At 66.7% G+C, this 20,231-nt stretch carries 15 protein-coding genes and 1 tRNA gene; 4 read left to right on the plus strand and 12 right to left on the minus strand.

Annotated elements, in window-relative coordinates; genetic code table 11:
* Window positions 1–2: 2 nt before the first annotated feature.
* Together EJI00_RS20700 and EJI00_RS20705 are read right to left on the minus strand one after the other, a co-directional pair.
* A complete protein-coding gene (locus EJI00_RS20700; RefSeq protein WP_126749366.1) occupies window positions 3–524 on the minus strand; it encodes a tripartite tricarboxylate transporter TctB family protein in 522 nt (173 codons plus the stop codon).
* 122 nt (window positions 525–646) lie between these two features.
* Entirely contained in the window at window positions 647–1,669 is a 1,023-nt protein-coding gene (locus EJI00_RS20705; RefSeq protein WP_409514036.1) for a Bug family tripartite tricarboxylate transporter substrate binding protein, read from the minus strand.
* Between the two features lie 292 nt (window positions 1,670–1,961).
* Here EJI00_RS20705 and EJI00_RS20710 point away from each other — a divergent pair, with 292 nt between their 5' ends.
* Entirely contained in the window at window positions 1,962–2,201 is a 240-nt protein-coding gene (locus EJI00_RS20710) for a hypothetical protein (RefSeq protein WP_126749368.1), read from the plus strand.
* Window positions 2,202–2,271: 70 nt separating this feature from the next.
* Window positions 2,272–2,346: transfer RNA gene (locus EJI00_RS20715), tRNA-Arg, on the plus strand.
* 14 nt (window positions 2,347–2,360) lie between these two features.
* On the opposite strand, the gene EJI00_RS20725 is transcribed toward EJI00_RS20715, so the two are convergent.
* A complete protein-coding gene (locus tag EJI00_RS20725; protein WP_185868179.1) occupies window positions 2,361–3,251 on the minus strand; it encodes an NAD(P)H-binding protein in 891 nt (296 codons plus the stop codon).
* Window positions 3,252–3,361: 110 nt separating this feature from the next.
* Here EJI00_RS20725 and EJI00_RS20730 point away from each other — a divergent pair, with 110 nt between their 5' ends.
* A complete protein-coding gene (locus EJI00_RS20730; RefSeq protein ID WP_221885058.1) occupies window positions 3,362–4,279 on the plus strand; it encodes a LysR family transcriptional regulator in 918 nt (305 codons plus the stop codon).
* Window positions 4,280–4,709: 430 nt separating this feature from the next.
* Here the strand turns inward: EJI00_RS20730 and EJI00_RS20740 are convergent, their stop codons facing one another.
* From EJI00_RS20740 to EJI00_RS20770, 7 genes are all read right to left on the minus strand, one after another.
* Window positions 4,710–5,171, minus strand: coding sequence for a hypothetical protein (locus EJI00_RS20740; protein WP_126749372.1), 462 nt, complete (start codon window positions 5,169–5,171; stop codon window positions 4,710–4,712).
* Window positions 5,172–5,554: 383 nt separating this feature from the next.
* A complete protein-coding gene (locus EJI00_RS20745; protein ID WP_126749373.1) occupies window positions 5,555–6,301 on the minus strand; it encodes a lysophospholipid acyltransferase family protein in 747 nt (248 codons plus the stop codon).
* A 25-nt stretch (window positions 6,302–6,326) separates the two neighbouring features.
* On the minus strand, window positions 6,327–7,610 hold the full coding sequence (locus tag EJI00_RS20750) for a dihydroorotase (protein WP_126749374.1): 1,284 nt from the start codon (window positions 7,608–7,610) through the stop codon (window positions 6,327–6,329).
* Entirely contained in the window at window positions 7,607–8,569 is a 963-nt protein-coding gene (locus tag EJI00_RS20755; protein ID WP_126749375.1) for an aspartate carbamoyltransferase catalytic subunit, read from the minus strand. The genes EJI00_RS20750 and EJI00_RS20755 overlap by 4 nt, the downstream gene beginning before the upstream one ends.
* Window positions 8,569–9,069 (minus strand): bifunctional pyr operon transcriptional regulator/uracil phosphoribosyltransferase PyrR, encoded by a 501-nt coding sequence (gene pyrR, locus EJI00_RS20760; RefSeq protein ID WP_126749376.1) that lies wholly within the window; start codon window positions 9,067–9,069, stop codon window positions 8,569–8,571. The genes EJI00_RS20755 and pyrR overlap by 1 nt, the downstream gene beginning before the upstream one ends.
* Window positions 9,070–9,208: 139 nt before the next feature.
* Window positions 9,209–9,661, minus strand: coding sequence for a Holliday junction resolvase RuvX (gene ruvX / locus EJI00_RS20765; RefSeq protein ID WP_126749377.1), 453 nt, complete (start codon window positions 9,659–9,661; stop codon window positions 9,209–9,211).
* Complete coding sequence (locus tag EJI00_RS20770; protein WP_126749378.1) at window positions 9,661–10,260, minus strand: YqgE/AlgH family protein; 600 nt, start codon at window positions 10,258–10,260, stop codon at window positions 9,661–9,663. Before EJI00_RS20770 ends, ruvX begins: the two co-directional genes overlap by 1 nt.
* On the opposite strand from EJI00_RS20770, the gene EJI00_RS20775 reads away from it, so the two are divergent.
* A complete protein-coding gene (locus EJI00_RS20775; RefSeq protein WP_126749379.1) occupies window positions 10,261–11,760 on the plus strand; it encodes a cryptochrome/photolyase family protein in 1,500 nt (499 codons plus the stop codon).
* Between the two features lie 43 nt (window positions 11,761–11,803).
* Here the strand turns inward: EJI00_RS20775 and EJI00_RS20780 are convergent, their stop codons facing one another.
* Together EJI00_RS20780 and EJI00_RS20785 are read right to left on the minus strand one after the other, a co-directional pair.
* The gene (locus EJI00_RS20780) at window positions 11,804–17,863 is read right to left on the minus strand and encodes an Hpt domain-containing protein (protein WP_126749380.1); all 6,060 of its coding nucleotides are present in this window, start codon (window positions 17,861–17,863) and stop codon (window positions 11,804–11,806) included.
* Window positions 17,864–17,891: 28 nt separating this feature from the next.
* Window positions 17,892–20,213 (minus strand): methyl-accepting chemotaxis protein, encoded by a 2,322-nt coding sequence (locus EJI00_RS20785; RefSeq protein ID WP_126749381.1) that lies wholly within the window; start codon window positions 20,211–20,213, stop codon window positions 17,892–17,894.
* Between the last annotated feature and the right edge of the window lie 18 nt (window positions 20,214–20,231).

A 20,231-nucleotide genomic window follows, 5' to 3' on the forward strand; every position in this document is an offset into this window, starting at 1 on the left:
ATTCAGTAGCCGAGGAATCGGAGGGGATCGAGGGCGCCCTTGAACAGCGGCACCTTGAACCACACCTCGAACATGAAGAAGAAAATCGTGTTGACGACCAGTGCCGCGATGACGCTCTTCACCCACGAGTACTTGCCGAGCAACACCATGAAGAGCGCGATGTAGATCGCCGACGCCAGGTACAGCCCGAGCAACGAGATGGCAAGCACGTAGACGATGGCCGGCAACAGCACCGAGAGCACGCGCTTGAGCTGCACCGAGTCGACGAAGATCTCGGTCTTCTTCTCTTTGCCGAGCAGCGCCTGGTACAGGATGCCGGCGCCGGAGATCGCGATGATCGCGCCAATGTAGAAGGGAAAGTAGCCCGAGCCGGGGCCGTCGCTGGTCCAGCCAGAGCCCAGCCTCTGGCTCTCGACGATGACTACAAGGCCTATTGCCAGCAGAACCGCCGCAACCACCGCCTCGACCACGTTGGTCGCTACGCCGGTGCGTGCCGCGCCTTCGGAATTCTCGTCGTGCTCCATGGAGACCTCATCGTTCGTGTGTATGTACCGGGAAAGAAACGAGAGAGCAGCGCCCCGCCCGCCGCCCTTGAGCCGGCGGCCGCGTCGTCAGGCAGGGAGCGCTGCAGGGCGCTCGATTGCTGCTACTTGCTGCTGGCCAGGAAACCGGCTTCGCTCATCAGCGTGCGGTGCGTGGCTTCCGCTTCGGTCAGCCACTTGGTGAAGGGTTCGCCCGTCATGAACGTCGGGTTGAACGCGCCCTTCTCCATGTATTCCTTCCAGTCGGGCGTGGCCGCGATCTTGGTCAAGAGGTCGACGTAGAAAGCGCGCTGCTCTGGCGTGACGCCCGGGGCCATGAAGATGCCGCGCAGCATCGTGTACTTGGTGGGAACGCCGGCTTCCTTGCAGGTGGGAATGTCGTTCCACGACTGCGTCTCGGTCACCTTGGCCTTGAACGGCATGCGCTCGTCGTCGAACACGCACAGCGCGCGCAGCTTGCCCGCACGCCACTGGGCCACTGCCTCGATCGGGTTGTTGACGGTCGACTGCACATGGCCGCCCACCAGCTGCACCGCCACCTCGCCGCCGCCCTTGAACGGCACGTAGATGAACTTGGTGCCGGTGGCCTTCTCGAGAGCCACGGTGATGATCTGGTCTTCCTGCTTGGAGCCGGTGCCGGCCATCTTGAACTTGCTCGGGCCCGCCGCCTTGGCTGCCGCGATGTACTCCGCGGCGCTCTTGTACGGCTGCTCGGCATTGGTCCACAGCACGAACTGGTCGAGCGCCAGCATCGCGACAGGCGTCATGTCCTTCCAGTTGAAGGGCACGCCGGTGGCCATGGGCGTGGTGAACAGATTCGACAGCGAGATGATGATCTTGTGCGGATCGCCCTTGGCTTCCTTCACCGCCAGAAAGCCCTCGGCGCCCGCGCCGCCCGACTTGTTGACGACGATGAGCGGCTCTTTCATGAGCTTGTACTTGATGACGATGCCCTGCAGCAGCCGGCCCATCTGGTCGGCGCCTCCGCCGGTGCCCGCTGGAATCACGAACTCCACCGGCTTGGCAGGCTCCCATGCTGCAGCTGGTGCGGTGGCCGCGAGTGCCAGCATGGCAGCGGTAAAGACTTTGGCCCGGCAAGCGTGGGCACGCGAAAAGAAGTTCTTCATCATGTTGTCTCCTGTGTAAGGGTGCGCTCTATTTTTTAAAGAATCTGAGCCGAGATGCGAACAGGGCAGATGGTGCGCGCAGCACGAACATCGCTTGCTTGACCATGGTCAACTTTTCAAAGATTTTGTCTTGGGGTTAGCCCGCGCCGTGTGGTTGGACGGGCTGCGCAAGCGAGGCGCGCGGAGCCCACTCCTGGTGCCCGCGGTGCCCATTCCCCCGGCTCCAGCGTGTATTCGGGTAAACCCTAGAATAGAGGGGTCTACCCACTCACCAGATCCAGGAGTCCCCTTTATGTCTACCCTTGACCGATCGTCCAGCGCGAGCACATTCGGCAGTGGCTTGGCTGGCGCGCTCAAGGCGCTTGCGGAAGAAGCAAGCGTGCTCGTTCAGGCCTTGCTGAGCCCAGGCAAGATCATCAGCGAGGTCGAAGAAATGCGCGCCCTGCAAACGCGCGCCGACCGCATCGAAGCCTCCGACCCGGCGCGCGCAGCCGTGCTGCGCTGGCACGCCTCGCGCGTCGGCCTGCGCTGAGCGCTGCCGCCCCCAAGCAGGGGGCAGTTCGAGCCGCAAGCGAACTGGTAAAGTTCGGGCCGTCCACCGCGTCTTCGTAGTTCAATGGATAGAACGGGGTCCTCCTAAGACTCAGATACAGGTTCGATTCCTGTCGAAGGCACCACCGCACCGCGAAGTTCAGGTCGCCTCGAACGCCGGCCTGAAAACCCCCGCCGCGAAATCCGCGAGCGTCGTCGGGGTGATCTCGGTAGGGCCCTTGTCGTACTCGCCGTCCAAGCGCCCCAAAGAGAAGGCCGCGCTCATTTCCTCCAGCTGCGCGGCGGCGCTCGCCGAGAAGCCCTGTTGCATCAGCGCCGCCTTGGCTTGCTCCGGATCGGATTGAACATACGCGAGGTCCGGCCTGCCGATGGCCTTGCCGAGCAGCGCCGTCGCTTCCTTCATCGTGTAGAGGCTTGGCGCGCGCAAATGGAGAACACGCTTGCCCTTGCCCGAAGGCGTGCGCAACTCGCGCGCGATGACTTGCGCGATGTCGGCTGTTGCCACCATCGGCAGCGGTGAATCGGGCGCGGTCATGTCCGCATACGCGCCGATGCTGCGGATCATCTCTATCGCGGCCAAGTGGTTCTCGAAGAAGTAGCCGGGCCGCACGTGCAGAACATTCACGCCAGCGAGTTGGTTGAGGCGCTGCTCCTGCCGATGCAGGCCCGCGATCGGTCCGGTTCCCGAGCTCACATGCGCGCCGACGCTGCTGAGATTCACGACGCGTTTCACCTCGGCCGCGGCGATTGCGCGCGTGATGGCATCGCCCAGTCGATCTTGCTCGGCAAGCAAATCGCCCGCTGCGTAGTCGGTAGGGATCATCGTGTACACGGCCGTGGCGCCGGCGAATGCGCGGGCCAGGAAGCCCGCATCGCCGATGTCGCCGGCCGCAATGTCCGCGCCCGCAGCCTTCAGGGAAGCGAGCGATCCCGCATTGCGGCCGACGACGCGTACGGCCGTGCCTTGTGCGAGCAGCAGTGCCGCGGCTTTGGAGGTGATGTTGCCGTTGGAGCCGAGAAGTACATACATGGCGGTTCCCTTCATGGGTGAGGTTGCGATGGGTGCCATGGTGCGCGTTGCGGTTGTTTCCAGAAAGCGCCTGCGAGAGAATTCATTGTCCAGCTGTGGAGAACAATCGCATGAAGGCTCCCGCCATCTCCTTCGGCCGCCTGGCGGCCTTCGTCGCGGTCGCCGAGGCCGGCACCTTCACCGCCGCCGCAGGCCGCCTGAACACGACCAAGTCCGCGGTGAGCCAGGCGGTGGCGTTGCTCGAGCGGGAGTTGGGCACGCAGCTGTTGCAGCGATCCACGCGCAAGCTCGCCATCACCGAAGCAGGGGCTTCGTTTCTCGCTGATTGCCGTGAGCTGCTGGCCGGCGCAGAGGCCGCAATGGAGCGGGCACGCACCGGGCACGCCCAACCTTCGGGTACGTTGAGGCTCACCAGCCCGCAAGCATCCACCGGCATGGTCGCGAGCTGGATCGCGGCGTATAGCGAACGCTATCCGGCAATGCGCGTGGACTATGTGCCCACGGACCGCAAGCTCGATGTGATTGCCGAGCACTTCGACCTCACGATCCGCGTCGGGCCAATGGCCGATTCCGGTCTTCGCGCGGTGGTGCTCGAGGAACTCGGGCTTTGGACTGTCGCGGCGCCCAGCTATCTCGCCCGCCATGGCACGCCGCGCAAACCTGCGGATCTCGCGGGGCACGAGTGGATTGCGCTGTCGCTGCTGCCGGCTCCGTGGTCGATCGACCTTGAGCGCGGCGGACGAAAGGTGCGTGTGAAGCTGCGCGGATCAATCTCTGCGGCGAGCACGGACGCCGTGCTGCAACTGGTGCGCCAGGGCGCGGGCATTTCTTTTTTTCCCAGTACGGCAAACGTCCGCGCCGAGGTGGAAGCCGGGCGCCTTGTTCGACTTTTTCCTGGCTGGGCATCGGGTCGCATGTTTCTGTACGCGGCCTATCCGGGCAACATCGCTCCTCCCGCAAAGACGCGCGCGTTCATCGACCTTGCGAAGGAAGCGGTGCGATCTCGCAGCAAAGGACAAGAGTCCTGACAGTTCTCCCGTCAGCTTGGGGCGCTACTTGCCTTCGAGATGCCGAGCGCCTATTCCGGCGCAGCCGACGTCCGCAAGGCCGGCGACGATGCCTGTTGCTGGCTCTGCACCGGGCCGACGAACGAGACCGGTCCGGGCTCGCCTTGCGTCCTGCGCCTAATGCCTCGTACGAGGTGGCGCGGCAGGTGGTGGGTTCTTCTCAACTGCTCCAGCGCCTCGCTGCGCGCTGGTTCCGACACCGGTAGAAACATCTGCAATACGCTCATGATGTCATCCCGTGAGGCCAGAAAAAGAATGTGGCTGGCTCGCAGTGATCGGAGCGCAGCTTCAGGTTTCAGCGGCCTCTGGCGTGGTCGCAGGAGGCGCATTATGGGCGCACTGCGCCGGCACGCCACTACAGCCACGCGGGCAGTAGTGTTGCTGTGTTTTCTCAGCTGCCGGAGCCTTCGCGCCGGGCACTCTCTTCTGCGGCGCGGCGGCGCGCACGCCGCATGACCAGCTCAGTGGCCCGTTGCAGCGCCCGCAGCTGAAAGGTGACATCGTGAATTTCGCCGACGAGGCCGAATTGCTTGCAGGCGTCGATGCGATCGGCGGCGGCGGCGCGCCAGTCCACAGGCGCCGAGGCTCCTTTCGGAGCAACGAGGTGCATCAGTTCGGCGACGCAGGCGGTCACCTCGTCGGCGGCTGCTCTCAGCGCTGATGTCGCTGTATCGACATCGCTGTCGCGCTTCATCATTGCGTCCTGGACGGTGATGCGCACAGGCGGTCTCGGGCGCCTCTGCGTGCTTCGCTCATGCATTTTCTTGTTCACGGCATTCGATTCCGAAAGGGAGTTCATTGCGCTGGTGGTGAGCAGCACCGGCGGGCGATCCACCGGCTTGAAGTTGCGCATGCTACTGCCATTGGCCTGACGAGGCTTCGGACGGCCGGAGTCACTTCCCTGAAACGCGTGCACACGCATGTTTCTTGGCAGTCACTGTGTGGAGCAGAGCGAGCGCAGCAAGGGCAAAGGCCAGGAATCGGCCGGCTGACCGCCGGCGCGGCCGTGCGCCGGGACCGTGGACGCCCGGCCTACGTGTGTAGGCACTTGCCCACGCGCATGAACTGACTTCTCCCGCAAGCCGCCGCCGCAGCAGCGTTCAACCTGCAATCAAGCTCGCAAGGGCACCCGCCACCCGCCCTTGTGCGGCTTCACATTGCGGTTCCTCCTCACGGCGCATTCGTGCGTCGTTAAGCGCTCCTTCGGGAGCGCTTTTTTTAGGAGCCGTGTTTCATTCAGTATGTTTCGCGGCGCAATTGCTGCACGTCTTCATGCAGCGACTGCGCCCAGGCGCGGCGCTCGCGGCCCAGCGAGGACTGCGGCTCGCCGAAGCGCACGATGGCCAGGAGGGGCGGTGCGCGCAGCGTGTTCCAGAGCGAGGTCAGCAGGTTGTCGTCGTCGATGTAGCGCGGCGCCTGGCTGGTTTCGCCGGTGGCCGCATCGGCAAAGCGCAGCGCGGCGGGCAGCACCGGCGCGCCCGACGAGATGGCGGCCTGCAGCAGGTTGGCGTGAAAGGGCAGCAGCCCCCTGCCGTCGCTGGTGGTGCCTTCGGGGAACACGCCGATGCGGTCGCCGCCCTGCAGGGCCTCGGTCATGTGGTGCACCACCCGCAACGCATCGCGCCGCCGTTCACGCTCGATGTAGAGCGAACCGGCGCCCGTGGACAGTGTGCCGATCAGCGGCCAGTGCTTTACGCCCGCCTTGGAGACAAAGCGCACATGGCAGGCGGCATGAATGGCGGTGATGTCGAGCCAGGACAGATGGTTGCAGATGAGCAGCACCGGCCCCTTGGCGGGCGGCGTGCCCTGCACCTTGAGCATGACGCCCATGATCTCGAGCAGGCGCCGCGACCACTGCTGCACCCGCAGGTTGCGCTCCTCCTGCGACAGCCGCGGAAAGGTGAAGCGGATCGTCCACCAGCCGCCCAGCGCGTGCCCAACCGCATGCAGCAGGCGCCAGCAGGCCTTCAGCGAATGAACCATCGAGACGTGCGCCCTCTTCTTCTCTTCAGCCGTGGACCACGCGGCCCGCAACCAGCGTGTGGCGGGCACGCCCCTGCAGCGGGTAGCCCGCGAAAGGCGTGTGCTTGCCCTGGCTCTTGAGCGCATCGGGCTGCACCTGCCATTCGAGGGCCGGATCGAACACGCACAGGTCGGCCACGCCGCCCTCGGCCAGGCGGCCGATGCCGGTGCCCGCATCGGCGGCGGCCAGCAGCCGCGCGGGCGCGGAGGTAACCACCTCCAGCGCGCGCGCAATGCCGGCCCCGCTGCGCTCGCCCCATTGAAGCGCCAGCGGCAGCAGCAGCTCGAGCCCGGTTGCGCCCGGTTCGGCTTCGGCAAAAGGCAGCGTCTTGGCGTCGGCCTCGACCGGCGTGTGGTCGGACACCAGCGCGTCGATGGTGCCGTCGGCCAGCGCGGCCGAGAGCGCATCGCGGTCGCCCTGCTGGCGCAGCGGCGGGTTCAGGCGCGCGCGGCTGTCGAAGAAGCCGATGTCGGTGTCGGCCAGGTGCAGCGAATTGATGCTCACGTCGCAGGTGAGCGGCAGGCCTTGCGCCTTGGCTTCGCGCACCAGCGCCGCGCCGCGGGCGCTGGAGATGCGGCACAGGTGCACGCGCGCGCCCGTGCTCTTCATGAGCTCGATGATGGTGAAGATGGAAATGGTCTCGGCCGACACCGGCACCCCGGAAAGACCGAGCCGCGTGGCGAGCGGGCCGCTGGCCGCCACGCCCTTGCCCAGGTCGCGGTCCTGCGGCCGCAGCCACACGGTGTAGCCGAAGGTGCTTGCATAGAGCAGCGCACGCTGCAGCACCTGCGTGTCCGCAAGGGGCACGTCGGCCTGGCTGAAGCCGATGCAGCCGGCCTCGGTGAGCTCGGCCATCTCGGTGAGCACGCCGCCGGCCAGGCTGCGCGTGAGCGCACCCAGCGGAAACAGGCGCGCGCCCTGCAGCTTCTCGGCGCGGAACTTGAGCATTTCGACCAGGCCGGGTTCGTCGAGCACCGGATCGGTGTCAGGCGGGCACACGAGGCTGGTGACGCCGCCCGCAATGGCGGCGGCCATTTCGCTTTCGAGCATGCCCTCGTGCTCGTAGCCGGGCTCGCGCAGGCGCGCGGCCAGGTCGACGAGGCCGGGCGCGACGACGCAGCCCGCGGCATCGATGGTGCGTTCGGCCTTGAAGCTGGCCGGCACGCTGCCGATGCTGGCGATCTTGCCGTCGGCAATGGCGATGTCGGCTTTCTTGTCGGTGCCCGATGCGGGATCGACCACGCGGCCGTTGGTGATGAGAGTGTTCATGCTTCGTTCCCTGCCACGATGCTCATCACGGCCATGCGGACCGCAATGCCGAAGGTGACTTGCGGGAGGATCACACTCTGTCTGCCGTCGACCACGGCCGAATCGATTTCCACGCCGCGGTTGATGGGGCCCGGGTGCATCACGATGGCGTCCGGCTTGGCCAGCTGCAGCTTCTCGGGCGTGAGGCCGTAGGTCTTGAAGAACTCCTGCGATGAGGGCAGCAGCGCGCCGCTCATGCGTTCGTTCTGCAGGCGCAGCATGATGATGACGTCGCAGTCCTTGATGCCCTCTTCGAGCGTGTGGCACACGCGCACGCCCATGCCCGCCATGTCGCCCGGCACGAGCGTCTTGGGGCCAACCACGCGCACTTCGGCGCAGCCCAGCGTGGTCAGCGCATGGATGTCGGAGCGCGCCACGCGCGAATGCAGCACGTCGCCGACGATGGCGACCGTGAGGTTCGCAAAGTCCTTCTTGTAATGGCGGATCGTGTACATGTCGAGCAGCCCCTGCGTGGGGTGCGCGTGGCGCCCGTCGCCGGCGTTGACCACGTGCACATGCGGTGCCACGTGCTGCGCAATGAGGTACGGCGCGCCCGACTCGCTGTGGCGCACCACGAACAGGTCCGCGGCCATTGCGCTCAGGTTGGCAATGGTGTCGAGCAGCGACTCGCCCTTGGTGGCCGAGGAGCGCGCGATGTCGAGGTTGATGACGTCGGCCGACAGGCGCTTGGCCGCGATCTCGAAGGTGGTGCGGGTGCGCGTCGAGTTCTCGAAGAACAGGTTGAACACGCTCTTGCCGCGCAGGAGCGGCACCTTCTTCACCTCGCGGTCGCTCACGCTCGTGAAGTTGGCAGCGGTGTCCAGGATGTGCGTGACGATGTCTTTGGGCAGGCCCTCGATCGACAGCAGGTGAATCAGTTCGCCGTTCTTGTTGAGTTGCGGATTTCGCTTGTAGAGCATCAGCGGTTCTCCTCCACCTTGAGGCTGAACGCCCCGTCGTCTGCGCGGGCCAATGCGAGCAGCTGCGTATCGGGCAGCGTGAGTTTCGCGGCGGCAAAATCGGCCGCCACCGGCAGCTCGCGTCCACCGCGATCAACCAGCACCGCAAGCCGCACGCAGGCCGGGCGGCCGAAGTCGAACAGCTCGTTGAGCACCGCGCGAATCGTGCGGCCGGTGTAGAGCACGTCGTCCAGCAGCAGCACGTCGGCGCCGTTCACGTCGAAGGGAAGCGCGGTCTGCGCGCTGGCCGAAAGGCCGCGGCGCGCGAAGTCGTCGCGGTGCATGGCTGACGAAATGACGCCGGGCGCACCGGCAAGGCCCAGGTCTTTTTGCAGCCGCTCGACCAGCCAGGCGCCGCCGGAGGTAATGCCCACCAGTTTCGTTTCTGTGCGCATCAGCGTTTTCACGCCGGCCAGCAGATCCAGATATAGCAATTCGGCGTCAGGAACGACAGGGCTCACGATGATGGCTCCAGGACAAGGCAAGGGGAAAGGCAAATGCGGGGAACACCGTGGAACCGGCTTTGCCGGGCCACCGGTGTTGCCCCCGGTGAGGGGGAGGGAGAAGCGACACGAAGTGCGCGAAGCCTGGGGGAGAGCTTCATTGTTGGAGACTCCTCAAAAATTGTTCCAGGATGATGCAGGCCGATGCAGCATCGGCATCGCGCGCGCCGGAAGCCAGCGCCTCTGTGGTGCTGTATCGCTCGTCGACCTCGAACACCTGGAGGTTGAAACGGCCGCGCAGCTGGCGCGCAAACTTCTGCGCGCGGCGGGTGTTCTCGTGGGGGGCGCCGTCGGGGTGATACGGCACACCGACCACCAGCGCGTCGGGCTGCCATTCCTTGATGCGCGCCTCGACCTGCGCAAAGCGCGCATCGCCCTCGGCCTTGATGGTGGCCTGCGGGGTGGCGGCGCCCAGCAGGCGGTTGCCGCTTGCGACGCCGGTTCGCTTCAGGCCGAAGTCGAAGGCCAGGAAGCTCTGGAAATGGGGGGGAACGGCAACGGAAACAGGAGAAGCGGAGGGAACGGGAGCGTCTGGCATGGCAGCGGCCATCACGCGTGTCCCGCTTCCGGCGACAGTTTCCAGGCCTCCAGGCCCAGCAGCATCAGCGCCTTGTCGTAGCGCTGCTCGATGGGCGTGTCGAAGATCACGGCCGGATCGGCGCTCACGGTGAGCCAGCTGTTTTCAGCCAGTTCCGATTCGAGCTGGCCCTCGCCCCAGGCCGAGTAGCCGAGCGAAACCAGCACCTTGCGCGGCCCGGCGCCGGTGGCCAGGGCCTCCAGCACGTCCTTGGAGGTGGTCATTTCAAGGCCGCCGGGAATGGTCATGGTCGAGGCGTAGACCGACTCCTCGGGCTTTTCGGCATGGGAGAACACCGGCTCGTGCAGCACGAAGCCTCGCTCGGTTTGCACCGGGCCACCCTGGAAAACCGGGGCGTCGCCGAGTTCGGGGCGCGCCAGGTGGAGCTCGATCTTCTCGAACAGCACCTTGAGGTTGATGTCGCTGGGCTTGTTGATCACAAGCCCTAGCGCACCGCGTTCGCTGTGCTCGCAGAGGTAGACGACGCTGCGGTTGAAAGTTTTATCTTCCATCCCCGGCATCGCGATCAGAAAGTGATGCGTGAGGTTCATCGGGGCAGAATCGGAAGCCATATGCCGCCGATTTTACTGGCCGTCGACAAGACCTATCCCAAAGGGCTCATGTGGTTTCGCCGCGACCTGCGCGTCGACGACAACGCGGCGCTCTACCACGCCCTGCGGGCTTGCCGCCAGGTGGTGTGCGTTTTCGTGTTCGACCGGGCCATTCTGGACCCCCTGCCCCGCGCCGACCGCCGGGTGGAATTCATCCGCGAGTCGCTCGTGGAGCTCGATGCCGAGCTGCAGGACCTGAGTGGCGGGCTGATCGTGCGCCACGCCGCCGCGGTCGACGAAATTCCGGCGCTGGCGCACGCACTGGACGTGCAGGCTGTGTTCGCCAACCGCGACGACGAGCCCGACGCGCTCGCGCGGGATGCCCAGGTGCTCGGCGCGCTGGCCAATGCGGGCGTGGCTTTTCACACCTACAAGGATTCGACCGTTTTCGACCGCGACGAGGTGATGACCAAGACCGGCCAGCCCTACACGGTGTTCACGCCCTACAAGCGGGCCTGGCTGGCCAAGGTGGACTCGTTCTTTCTCAAGTCGTACCCGGTTCGGGCCTATGCCGACGCGCTGGCCGCCCCGCCCGAGGCCTGGCGCGCGCCGGTGCCCTCGCTCGAGGAAATCGGCTTTCAGCAAACCAACCTTTCCGAGCTCGAGATTCCCACGGGCACCCAAGGGGCGGCGGCGCTGTTCGAAGACTTTTTCCAGCGCATCGACCGCTACGATGCGGCGCGCAATTTTCCGGCCGTGCGGGGGCCGAGCTACCTGGGCGTGCACCTGCGCTTCGGCACGGTGTCGATCCGGCAGGTGGCGGGGGTGGCGCACCAGCTTTCGCTGCAGGGCGATACGGGCGCGGCGACCTGGCTCAGCGAGCTGATCTGGCGGGAGTTCTACTTCCAGATCCTGGCGCACTTCCCGCACGTGCATTCGGGCGGCGAATCGAAGAGCTTTCGCCCCGAGTACGACAAGATCCAGTGGCACCACGGCAAGCACGCCGACCAGCTGTTCGAGGCCTGGTGCCAGGGCCGCACCGGCTACCCGCTGGTGGACGCGGCCATGCTGCAGATCAACCAGAGCGGCTACATGCACAACCGCCTGCGCATGGTGACGGCAAGCTTTCTCTGCAAGGACCTGGGGCTGGACTGGCGGCGCGGCGAGCGCTACTTTGCGCTGCACCTGAACGACTTCGAGTTGGCTTCGAACAACGGCGGCTGGCAGTGGGCAAGCTCCAGCGGCTGCGATGCGCAGCCCTACTTCCGCATCTTCAACCCCGTCACGCAGAGCGAGCGCTTCGATCCCGAGGGCAAGTTCATCCGCCGCTACCTGCCGCAACTGGCGGGGCTGTCGAATGCCGCGATCCACTCGCCCTGGACGGCCTCGCCTGTGGAGCTGGAAGCGGCGGGCATCAAGCTCGGCGAGACCTATCCCAGGCCGGTGGTGGACCACGCCGAGGCGCGCGAGAAAACGCTGCAGCGCTACGGCGCGGCGCGGGCGAAGGCGCTGCAAAAGTAAAGGGGCCCGGCGGGCCCCTTTACCGGTCGAGCTCCGGAGAGCTTCAAGCCGCTGCGGCCAATGCCGGCTCGCTCGTGTACGCACGCACCAGGCGCAGCAGCTCGTCTTCCGAGTAGGGCTTGCCCAGGTAGTGGTTCACGCCCAGCGTGCGCGCGTAGTCGCGGTGCTTCTCGGCGATGCGTGAGGTGATCATGATGATCGGCAGGCCGGCCATCGACTCGTCCGCGCGGATGTTGCGGGCCAGGTCGAAGCCGTCCATGCGCGGCATCTCGATGTCGGACAGCACCACCGCCGGCCGCTCCTGCTGCAGCCGCTCGAGCGCCTGCAGGCCGTCGGCCGCGAGCGACACGCGATAGCCTTCGCGCTGCAGCAGGCGCTGCGTCACGCGGCGCACGGTAATCGAGTCGTCGACCACCAGCACCAGCGGAACCTGCGGCACCGGCGGAGCCAGCATCGGCAACGGCTCCTGCGGGGCGCCTTGGTCGGCTTCGGCCGATCCGGCCTGCGCGGACACGGCCAGCGCGGCGGCCTGACGCATGCGCGCCTGTTCGCCGTGGACCGCGGCCAGCGCCACCGGGTTGTAGATCAGCGCCACCGCGCCGGAAGCCAGCACCGAGATGCCGGCCAGACCCGGCAGGCGCGCGAGTTGCGGCCCGAGGTTCTTGACCACGACTTCCTGGTTGCCCAGCACTTCGTCCACGTGCAGGCCCACGCGCTGTGCCGCGCTTCGCACGATCACGACGGTGTTGTTCTTGCTGGTGGGATGCTCGCTGCGCGCCGAGGCCTGCAGCAGCGCGCCGGCCCAGTAGAACGGCACCTGTTCGCTGCCGAACGGATGGCTGTTGTGCAGGTAGGCGGCTTCGAGCTCGGTGCTGCTCACGCGCTGCACCAGCTCTACCAGGTTGGACGGCACCCCGATCGACACCTCGCCGGCGCGCAGCATCACCACGTGCGTCACCGCGGTGGTGAGCGGCAGCACCAGCTTGAAGGTGGTGCCCCGTCCGGCCGTGCTGTGCGTTTCGATACGGCCGCCGAGCGCCGCGATCTGCGCGCGCACCACGTCCATGCCGATGCCGCGGCCCGCCAGTTCGGACACCTGCCCCGCCGTGGAGAAGCCGGGCTTGAAGATCAGCTCGGTGGCTTCTTCGGGCGAGAGTTCCTGGCCCGGCTCGAGCAGGCCCAGCGTGCGGGCACGCTCGGCAATGCGCTTGTGGTCCAGGCCGGCGCCGTCGTCGCGGAAGCTCACCGAGACGTCGTTGCCTTCGTGGTGCAGGTCGATCACGATCAGGCCGTGGGCGTCCTTGCCGGCCTTTTCGCGGGCGGCCGGGTCTTCGATGCCGTGCGCCACGCAATTGCGCAGCAGGTGCTCGAAGGCGGGCGTCATGCGGTCGAGCACGCCGCGGTCCATCTCGATGGAGCCGCCGACGATGTCCAGGCGCACCTGCTTGCCGGTGTCTTTCGACGCCTGGCGCACCACGCGGTAGAGGCGGTCGGAAATGCCTTCGAACTCCACCATGCGCGTGCGCAGCAGGCCTCGCTGCAGTTCGCGCGTCTGGCGTGCCTGCACGCTCAGGTCGTCTTCCGTGGCCTGCACCGTCTTTTGCAGCGTGCGCTGCACGGTGGCCACGTCGTTCACCGACTCGGCCATCATGCGCGTGAGTTCCTGCACGCGGGTGAAGCGGTCGAACTCGAGCGGGTCGAAGCTCTGCTGCGAATCCTTGGCTTGCGCCAGGCGGGACTGCATCTGGCTTTCGGCCTGCACTTCGATGTCGCGCAGCTGCTGGCGCAGGCGGTCCAGGTTGCCCGTCAGGTCGGAGAGCGAACCGCGTAGCTGGCCCAGTTCGGCCTCGAGGCGCGAACGCGTGATGATGACCTCGCCGGTCTGCGCCACCAGGCGGTCGAGCAGCTGGGTGCGGATGCGAACGGCCTGGGTAGACGCGGTGCGCAAAGGAGCGAGCAGCGCCGGAGCCGGACGTGGCAGGAGCGACGGCACGGCGGCCGTTTCCACGGCATCGGTGTTCTGGTCGCCGCCAGCGGCAATCTCGTCGTTGGCAGGCACGCCGGCTTCGGCGGCAACCTGCACCAGCTGAACGCCCGGCTGGGCAGCGGTTGCCGCCACCACGAGCTGGGCCACTTCGGCCTGGGTGGCATCGTCCGCCGCGCGCAACGCGTCGAAGGTCGACTGCAGCGAATCGAGTCGCGTGAGCAGTTTTTCGATCTCGGCCCGATCGGCACCGCCCTGGGTACCCAGGATTTCGATCTCCGACTCCATGCGGTGCGCCCGCTCGCCAAGGCGCATGGCGCCGGCCAGCCGGGCACTGCCCTTGAGCGTGTGCAGCGTGCGCAGCACCGAGGCGCGGGGCGCGTTGTCGTCAGGGTGGTGCGCCCACTGGCGCAGCGCCTGGCCGAGCTGCGGCAGCAGTTCCGCGGCTTCTTCCTCGAAGATCGGGAACAGGTCGATGTCGACCGCATCGGCCACGTCGATCGCGTCTTCGGAGTCATCCAGCGCCACGTCGGCAACGCTGTCGGTGGCCACCATGTGCTGCAGCGGCCGCACGTCGGCACGGGCGGCAGCCTCGGCCGGCATCGGTGCGGCGGCAATGTCGCGCAGCGCCTGCAGCGTTCCTTCGGAGGGCTCGCGCAGGAAGCCCACGGCAAACTGGTGCAGCAGCCGGCGCAGCTCGTCGGCCGCGGCAACCAGTACCACGCCCTGCTCGCGCGTACCGCTGCCCTGCATTTGCAGATGCTGCAGCGCGGCTTCGAGCAGGCGGGCCATGCCCGACAGGCTGTGGAAACCGACCGTTGCCGAACTGCCGGCCAGCGAATGCGCCAGCGCGACGGTCGAATCGGACAAGCGTTCGTGCGATTCGAGCGCCCACTCGCCAACTTCGGTGGCCAGTTGCCTGGACCATTCGTCAGCTTCGTTGAGGTAGACGTTGTAGAGCGCAATGCCGATGCGCAGCGGTCCGATGACCTTGACCTGGTCGTCGGCGCCGGAGGACGCAGCGGCTTCGGCGGGTTCCTGCACCTGGGCGTCAGGCTCGGGTCCGGGTTCGGATTGATGCGCTTCTTCGGCAGCTGTAACCGTGTCCGCAACCGCCACCGGCGGCTCGACCGGCCCAGGCGCTGCCGCAGGCGTTTCGTCCACGGCTGCAACGGGTTCTTCCGGCGCCAGCAGGAACGCCGGTTCGGTAACCGCGGGCTCATCTTCCACCGGCTCGGCCGCAGGCTCGCTCTCCTTGGCCTGCAAGGGCTCGGGTGCCCAGTCCAGGTCGGGCAGTGCCACGGGCGTTTGCAGCAGCTCAGGCGTGGCGACCGGCGCGGGTTCTTCGGCGGGTTCGGCGGCAAATTGAGCGGCGGACGGTGCGGGCTCTGCCTTTTCGGGCGCCAGGAAATCGAAATCTCCGCTGCCGGTCAGCACTTCGAAGGACTCTTCCGGGCTCGGCTTGGTTTCGAAGTCGAGGAAGTCGGTCGAAGCGAAATCGTCGTCGGTTTCGTGCTTCGCGGATTGCTCCAGCACCTGCGGCGGCAATTCGAAGTCCGGGGCGGGCGCGGCGGCTGGCGATGCGACGGGTGACAGCGCCAGATCTGGCAAGCCGCGCAGTTCCGAAAGCTCGGGCAACTCCGGCAGTTCCGGCATCGGCAGGGGAGCGGCCACGGGCGGCTCCGCGGCAATATGGCGCGCGGCCACCGCAAGGGCGTCCGCATCGATGCGTGGCGGCGCGGTCGGCACGGGTTCGCCGGCCAGCAACGCGTTGGCCACGCGGCTGAAATGCGACGACTGCCAGCTGTGCTGGGCGCCCGACGCAATGGCTTCGACCCATTCGCTGAATTCGCCGAGCGCATTGCGCGTGGCGGAAAGCAGCTCGGGCGTAGCGTCGCGCTGGTCGGCCAGCCAGGTGTTGAGCACCTGCTCGAAGGACCAGGCGGCGTCGCCGAAGTCGGTGAGACCGACCATGCGCGAGCTGCCCTTGAGCGTGTGGAACGCACGGCGCAGGATGGTGAGTTCTTCGGTGTCGTCGGGGTGGCCGCCAAGCTCGTCGATGGCGGCCAGGCCGTTCTGCACCACTTCGCGGGCCTCGTCGAGGAAGATGTTCTGCAGGTCGTCTTCTTCGAGCTCGGTCACCTCGGTGTCGGGCAGCGCCGCGGGACCGGTGATCTTGTTCGTCCAGCTGTCGGCCTTGCGGCTGAATTCCTCGATGGGCGACACCTTCGCCTTGCGGTTGGGCGTGGCCAGCGCGGCCAGCTTCGAGGCGATCTGTGCATCGACCTCCTCGATGCTGAGCACGGCTTCAGCGCCGGCAGGCTTGTCGTCCGCCACCGCGGCATCGGCGGCATCGCTGTCCGCGGCCTGGCGGCCCATCAGCGGCTTGAGCTCGCCGGCTTCGGCGTCGAACACGAACAGGCGCTTGGCCAGCGCCGGCTGGTAGCCCAGCATGTCGATCAGGAAGCCGAGCGCGCCCAGGTTGTTGCCCAGCGCATCGAAGCTGTGCATTTCCTCGACGGGCGATGCGTTGCCCACGAGCATCTGCTCGACGTCGTCGCGCATGCGCTGCACGGTGTGCGCGGCCTGCTCGAGGCCCAGCACCGAGAACACGCCGCGCATTTGCAGCAGCTGGCTCGGCACGGTGCGCAGCAGCGCCTTTTCGGTCGGGCGGCGGAAGTACTGGTCGAGCGACTTTTCAAGTTCGCTCAGGTGGCTGCGCAGCTCGTCGACCACGGTGCCCATGGTCTGGCGATCGCTCACGCGGCGATACAGGTCTTCCATCCAGGGCTCGAGAGGCTCCGAATGGCCGCCCGCGCGCACGCGCTCGATGCGGCCGGCCAGCTGCAGGGTACGGGAGGTGAGCTGCGGATCGCTGGGGTCCAGGTCTTCGAGCGCGGCTTCCAGGTAGAGCACCGAGGTGGCGACTTCCATCGCGAGTTCGGTGTCGGGCGCCTGTCCGGTGCGCACGGAGGCTTCGACCGCGTGCGTCAGCGCTTGCACCATCGGCAGGCTCGGCGGATGCAGCTTCTGCAGCGATTCGCCCAGCTGCGCAAAGGTGTCGGCCACCTGGCGCGTGCGGGTGATGTCGCCGCCCGAAAGCGCCGACCACATTTCCTTGGCGGTTTCGATGCGCTTGCGGGCTTGCGTGAGCACCAGCGGATCGAAGCGGCCGAACTGCTCGACGCTGTAGTTGATGTACGGCTCGCTCGCAACGCCCCAGGCGCTGCGCACGGTGCGCAGCGTGGCGGCGTCGTCGCAGCCGGTAGGCACGGCCTGCGCGCAGAAGAACAGCAGGTCCTGGCCGAGCCGGTCGGACACGGTGCTGTCGCCGCGTGCCAGCGTGGCGTATTGCAGCAGCACGCGCGAGGCGGCGCGCTTGACGTACGAATCGGCGGGAATCAGCTCGAGCGCCAGGGCCTCGAAGAAGCCCGCGGCCAGGGTCCAGAAGCTCGCGACGCGGGGCAGCAGCGCGCCGCGTCCGAGCCCCAGGCAAAGGGCGTGCAGCCGGCGAGCGGCCTGCGCGTCGCCGGTCTTGACCAACTGCAGCACTTCGCGGTCGAGCCGCGAACGCACCGCCGGGTCATAGGCCAATGCGGCCTGGGTGAGCGCGGGACGGACTTCGACCCAGCGCCAGGCAATGCTCCACAGGTCCGCCGGGTGAACGCGCTCGTTGCCGACCAGTTCGAGCACATCGCGGTACTGCGGAAACAGCGCCACCGACGACACGGGCTTGCCGGCCAGCAGCGCGTTGAGGAAATCGACGACGGCAAAGCCGGCGCGTTCGATCTTCACGACCGCGCTCTCGGTGCAGCGCTGCGGTTCGGCAATGAAGCCCTGGACCGCGAATTCGATGGAGCCGAGCACCAGCGCCGGAGCGGTGTTGCCCACCATCTGCAAGGCACCGACGGACTGGTGCAGTTGCTGGCGAGCCATTTGCAGCGGGCCGCTCTCGAGCTCCGAGGTATTGCCCACGTCGCGCACAAAGCGACGCAGCGACTTGGCAACGCTGTCGAGGGATTTCTGGATTTCTCCCAGAACCCAGGCCAGCGGCCCAAGGTCTTCGGTGGCCGGCACGTTGCCAGCGAGGGGGGCCGTGGCAGGGGTTTGAATCGACACGTTGGATGCTCGCCGTTCTTATCTCTTGTCAGGCAATTTTGAAACGGGCGACGGAGCGGCGCAGTTCTTCGGCCATCTGCGAAAGCTCGCGCACCTGCTGGGCGGTGGTACGGGTACCTTCTCCGGTCTGCTCGGTCACCGCAAAAATGTGCTGGATGTTGGCAGCCACCACGTTGGCCGAATCGGCTTCGCGGGAGGCGGATTGCGAAATCTGTTCAATCAGTTCTGCAAGGCGGCGCGACACGCGGTCAATCTCCGTCAGTGCGGTACCGGCATTGTCGGACAGCTTGGCCCCTTCGACCACACCCTGCGTGGAACGCTCCATGGCGCCCACCGCATCCTGCGTGTCGGTCTGAATGGCCTTCACCAGCGCCGAAATCTGGCGCGTGGCGTCTGCGGAGCGTTCGGCCAGCCGTTGCACTTCTTCCGCCACCACCGAGAAGCCGCGACCGGCTTCACCGGCCGATGCGGCCTGAATGGCGGCGTTCAGCGCCAGCACGTTCGTCTGTTCGGTAATGTCCGAGATCAGCTCGGTGATTTCGCCGATCTCCTGCGAGGATTCGCCCAGGCGCTTGATCCGCTTGGAGGTTTCCTGAATCTGGTCGCGGATGGAGTTCATACCGCCGATGGCGTTCTGCACAGCCTGCAGGCCCGACGATGCGGCTTGCAGCGACTGGCGCGCCACCGTGGCGGACTCTTGCGCTTGCGACGACACGCCGTTGATTCGCTCGGCCATGGTCAGCACCGACTGGCCGGTTTCGCGAATTTCGCGCAGCTGTTCGGTCGAGGCGGCGAGCAGTTCGGTCGAGGTGCTTTCCACCTGCGACGTCGTCTGTGCCACGCGGGTTGCCGTGTTCTGCACGTTGCCCACCAGCAGTCGCAGTTCTTCCACCGTGTAGTTCACCGAGTCGGCAATGGCGCCGGTGATGTCCTCGGTCACGGTCGCTTCCTGCGTCAGGTCGCCTTCGGCCACTGTCTGCAGTTCGTTCATCAGCCGAAGAATGGCGGCCTGGTTGGCGTTGTTGATGCGGCCGGCCTCGTCGCTGGCCTGTTCGGCCGCAAGACGTTCGCGCTCGGCGATGGCGGCGCGTTCGCGGCCTTCGCGCACCTGCACGAAACCGATGGCGCCGGCAAGAGCCAGGGCGGCCAGCGACAGCACGAACAGCAGCACGATGGTTCCGGCGCCCAGGCCGGTGCGTGCGGAGAGTTTGTCCTGCAGCTCGCCGAGCGACTTGCGCAGCGGTTCGCTGTCGGTCAGGATGGAAGCCTGCGCTTCGCGCGCGGCCACCAGGCCCTGCAGGTTGCCCAGAATGGCGGAGGCCTGCGTGCGCATCTGCTCGTAGGTCTTCAGGATGGCTTCGAGCTGCTGGCGCGTTTGCGGGTCTTTCGAGCCGGGGAAACGCTGCTGCGCATTGCCGTCGAGCAGCCCGCGGGTGGTTTCCTGGAAGGTGTTCAGGTCCTTGCCGAGCAGGAACACGGCGTCGGGGTTCACGCCTTCGACCGTGAAGAATTCGTTGGTCGACTTGCCGATGCGCTGGGTCAGCATCACGAGTTGGCCGGCGGCCGAGATTTCAGGCAGCGTGGCGTTCTGCTGCATCTTCAGCGAAGCGACGGTTTCCGTCATTTCGAGCAGCGCGGACGACTGCTGGTTGATGTCGCGCAAGGCGGCGCCCACCTGGGTCAGGATCTGGCGCTGGGACAGCACGACCTTGGCGCTGGCATCCGCACGGGCGACCAGCGGGTTGATCTTGGCCATGTCCTCGTCGTACTGGTTGCCCACGCGCTCGAGGCGCAGGGCATCGTCGCCGTTGGTCAGGCCCTGCACGCGGCGCGTGAGGTCGTCGGCGCTGTCCTTCACTTCGACGAACGCGGGCGCGCTGCCCACGAGAGCCTGGGAAATCGATTTGGCGAGACGCTGCGACTGCATCAGCGACTGGCCGGTGGCGGCCACCTGTTGCGCGAGGCGCTCGGCGCGAAGAATGGCGGAGCCGGCTACCAGCAGCAGCAGCAGCACCACCACGGCCAGCATGATCGCCAGGATCCGCTGCTGGCGCGCCGGCCTGGAGTCTGCCTTGGCGGCTGCGGCCTGTGCTTCGTCGAGCGGGCCTGCGCCCGCCTCGTTGGCTGCTTCGCTGGGAGGCAGCGCGCCGCCGTCGGCAAAGCCGGTAGGCGCGGGGTCGGCGGCGGAGCGGCCTTGTTTTCGGGCCAGGCGGACGGTCTTCTCGTCCAGCGCCTGCACCGTATCGGCATCGTCGAGCGACAAGGTGGAACCTGAACCGTCGACGCGGGCCTTTTCGTTGCCGCTGTTCGCGGGCAGTAATTTCTTGAACTTGTCGGCGATCGAGCTCACGGTCGGTCCTTCAGGGTG

This window comes from Variovorax sp. DXTD-1, assembly GCF_003984625.1.
Taxonomy (GTDB): domain Bacteria; phylum Pseudomonadota; class Gammaproteobacteria; order Burkholderiales; family Burkholderiaceae_C; genus Variovorax.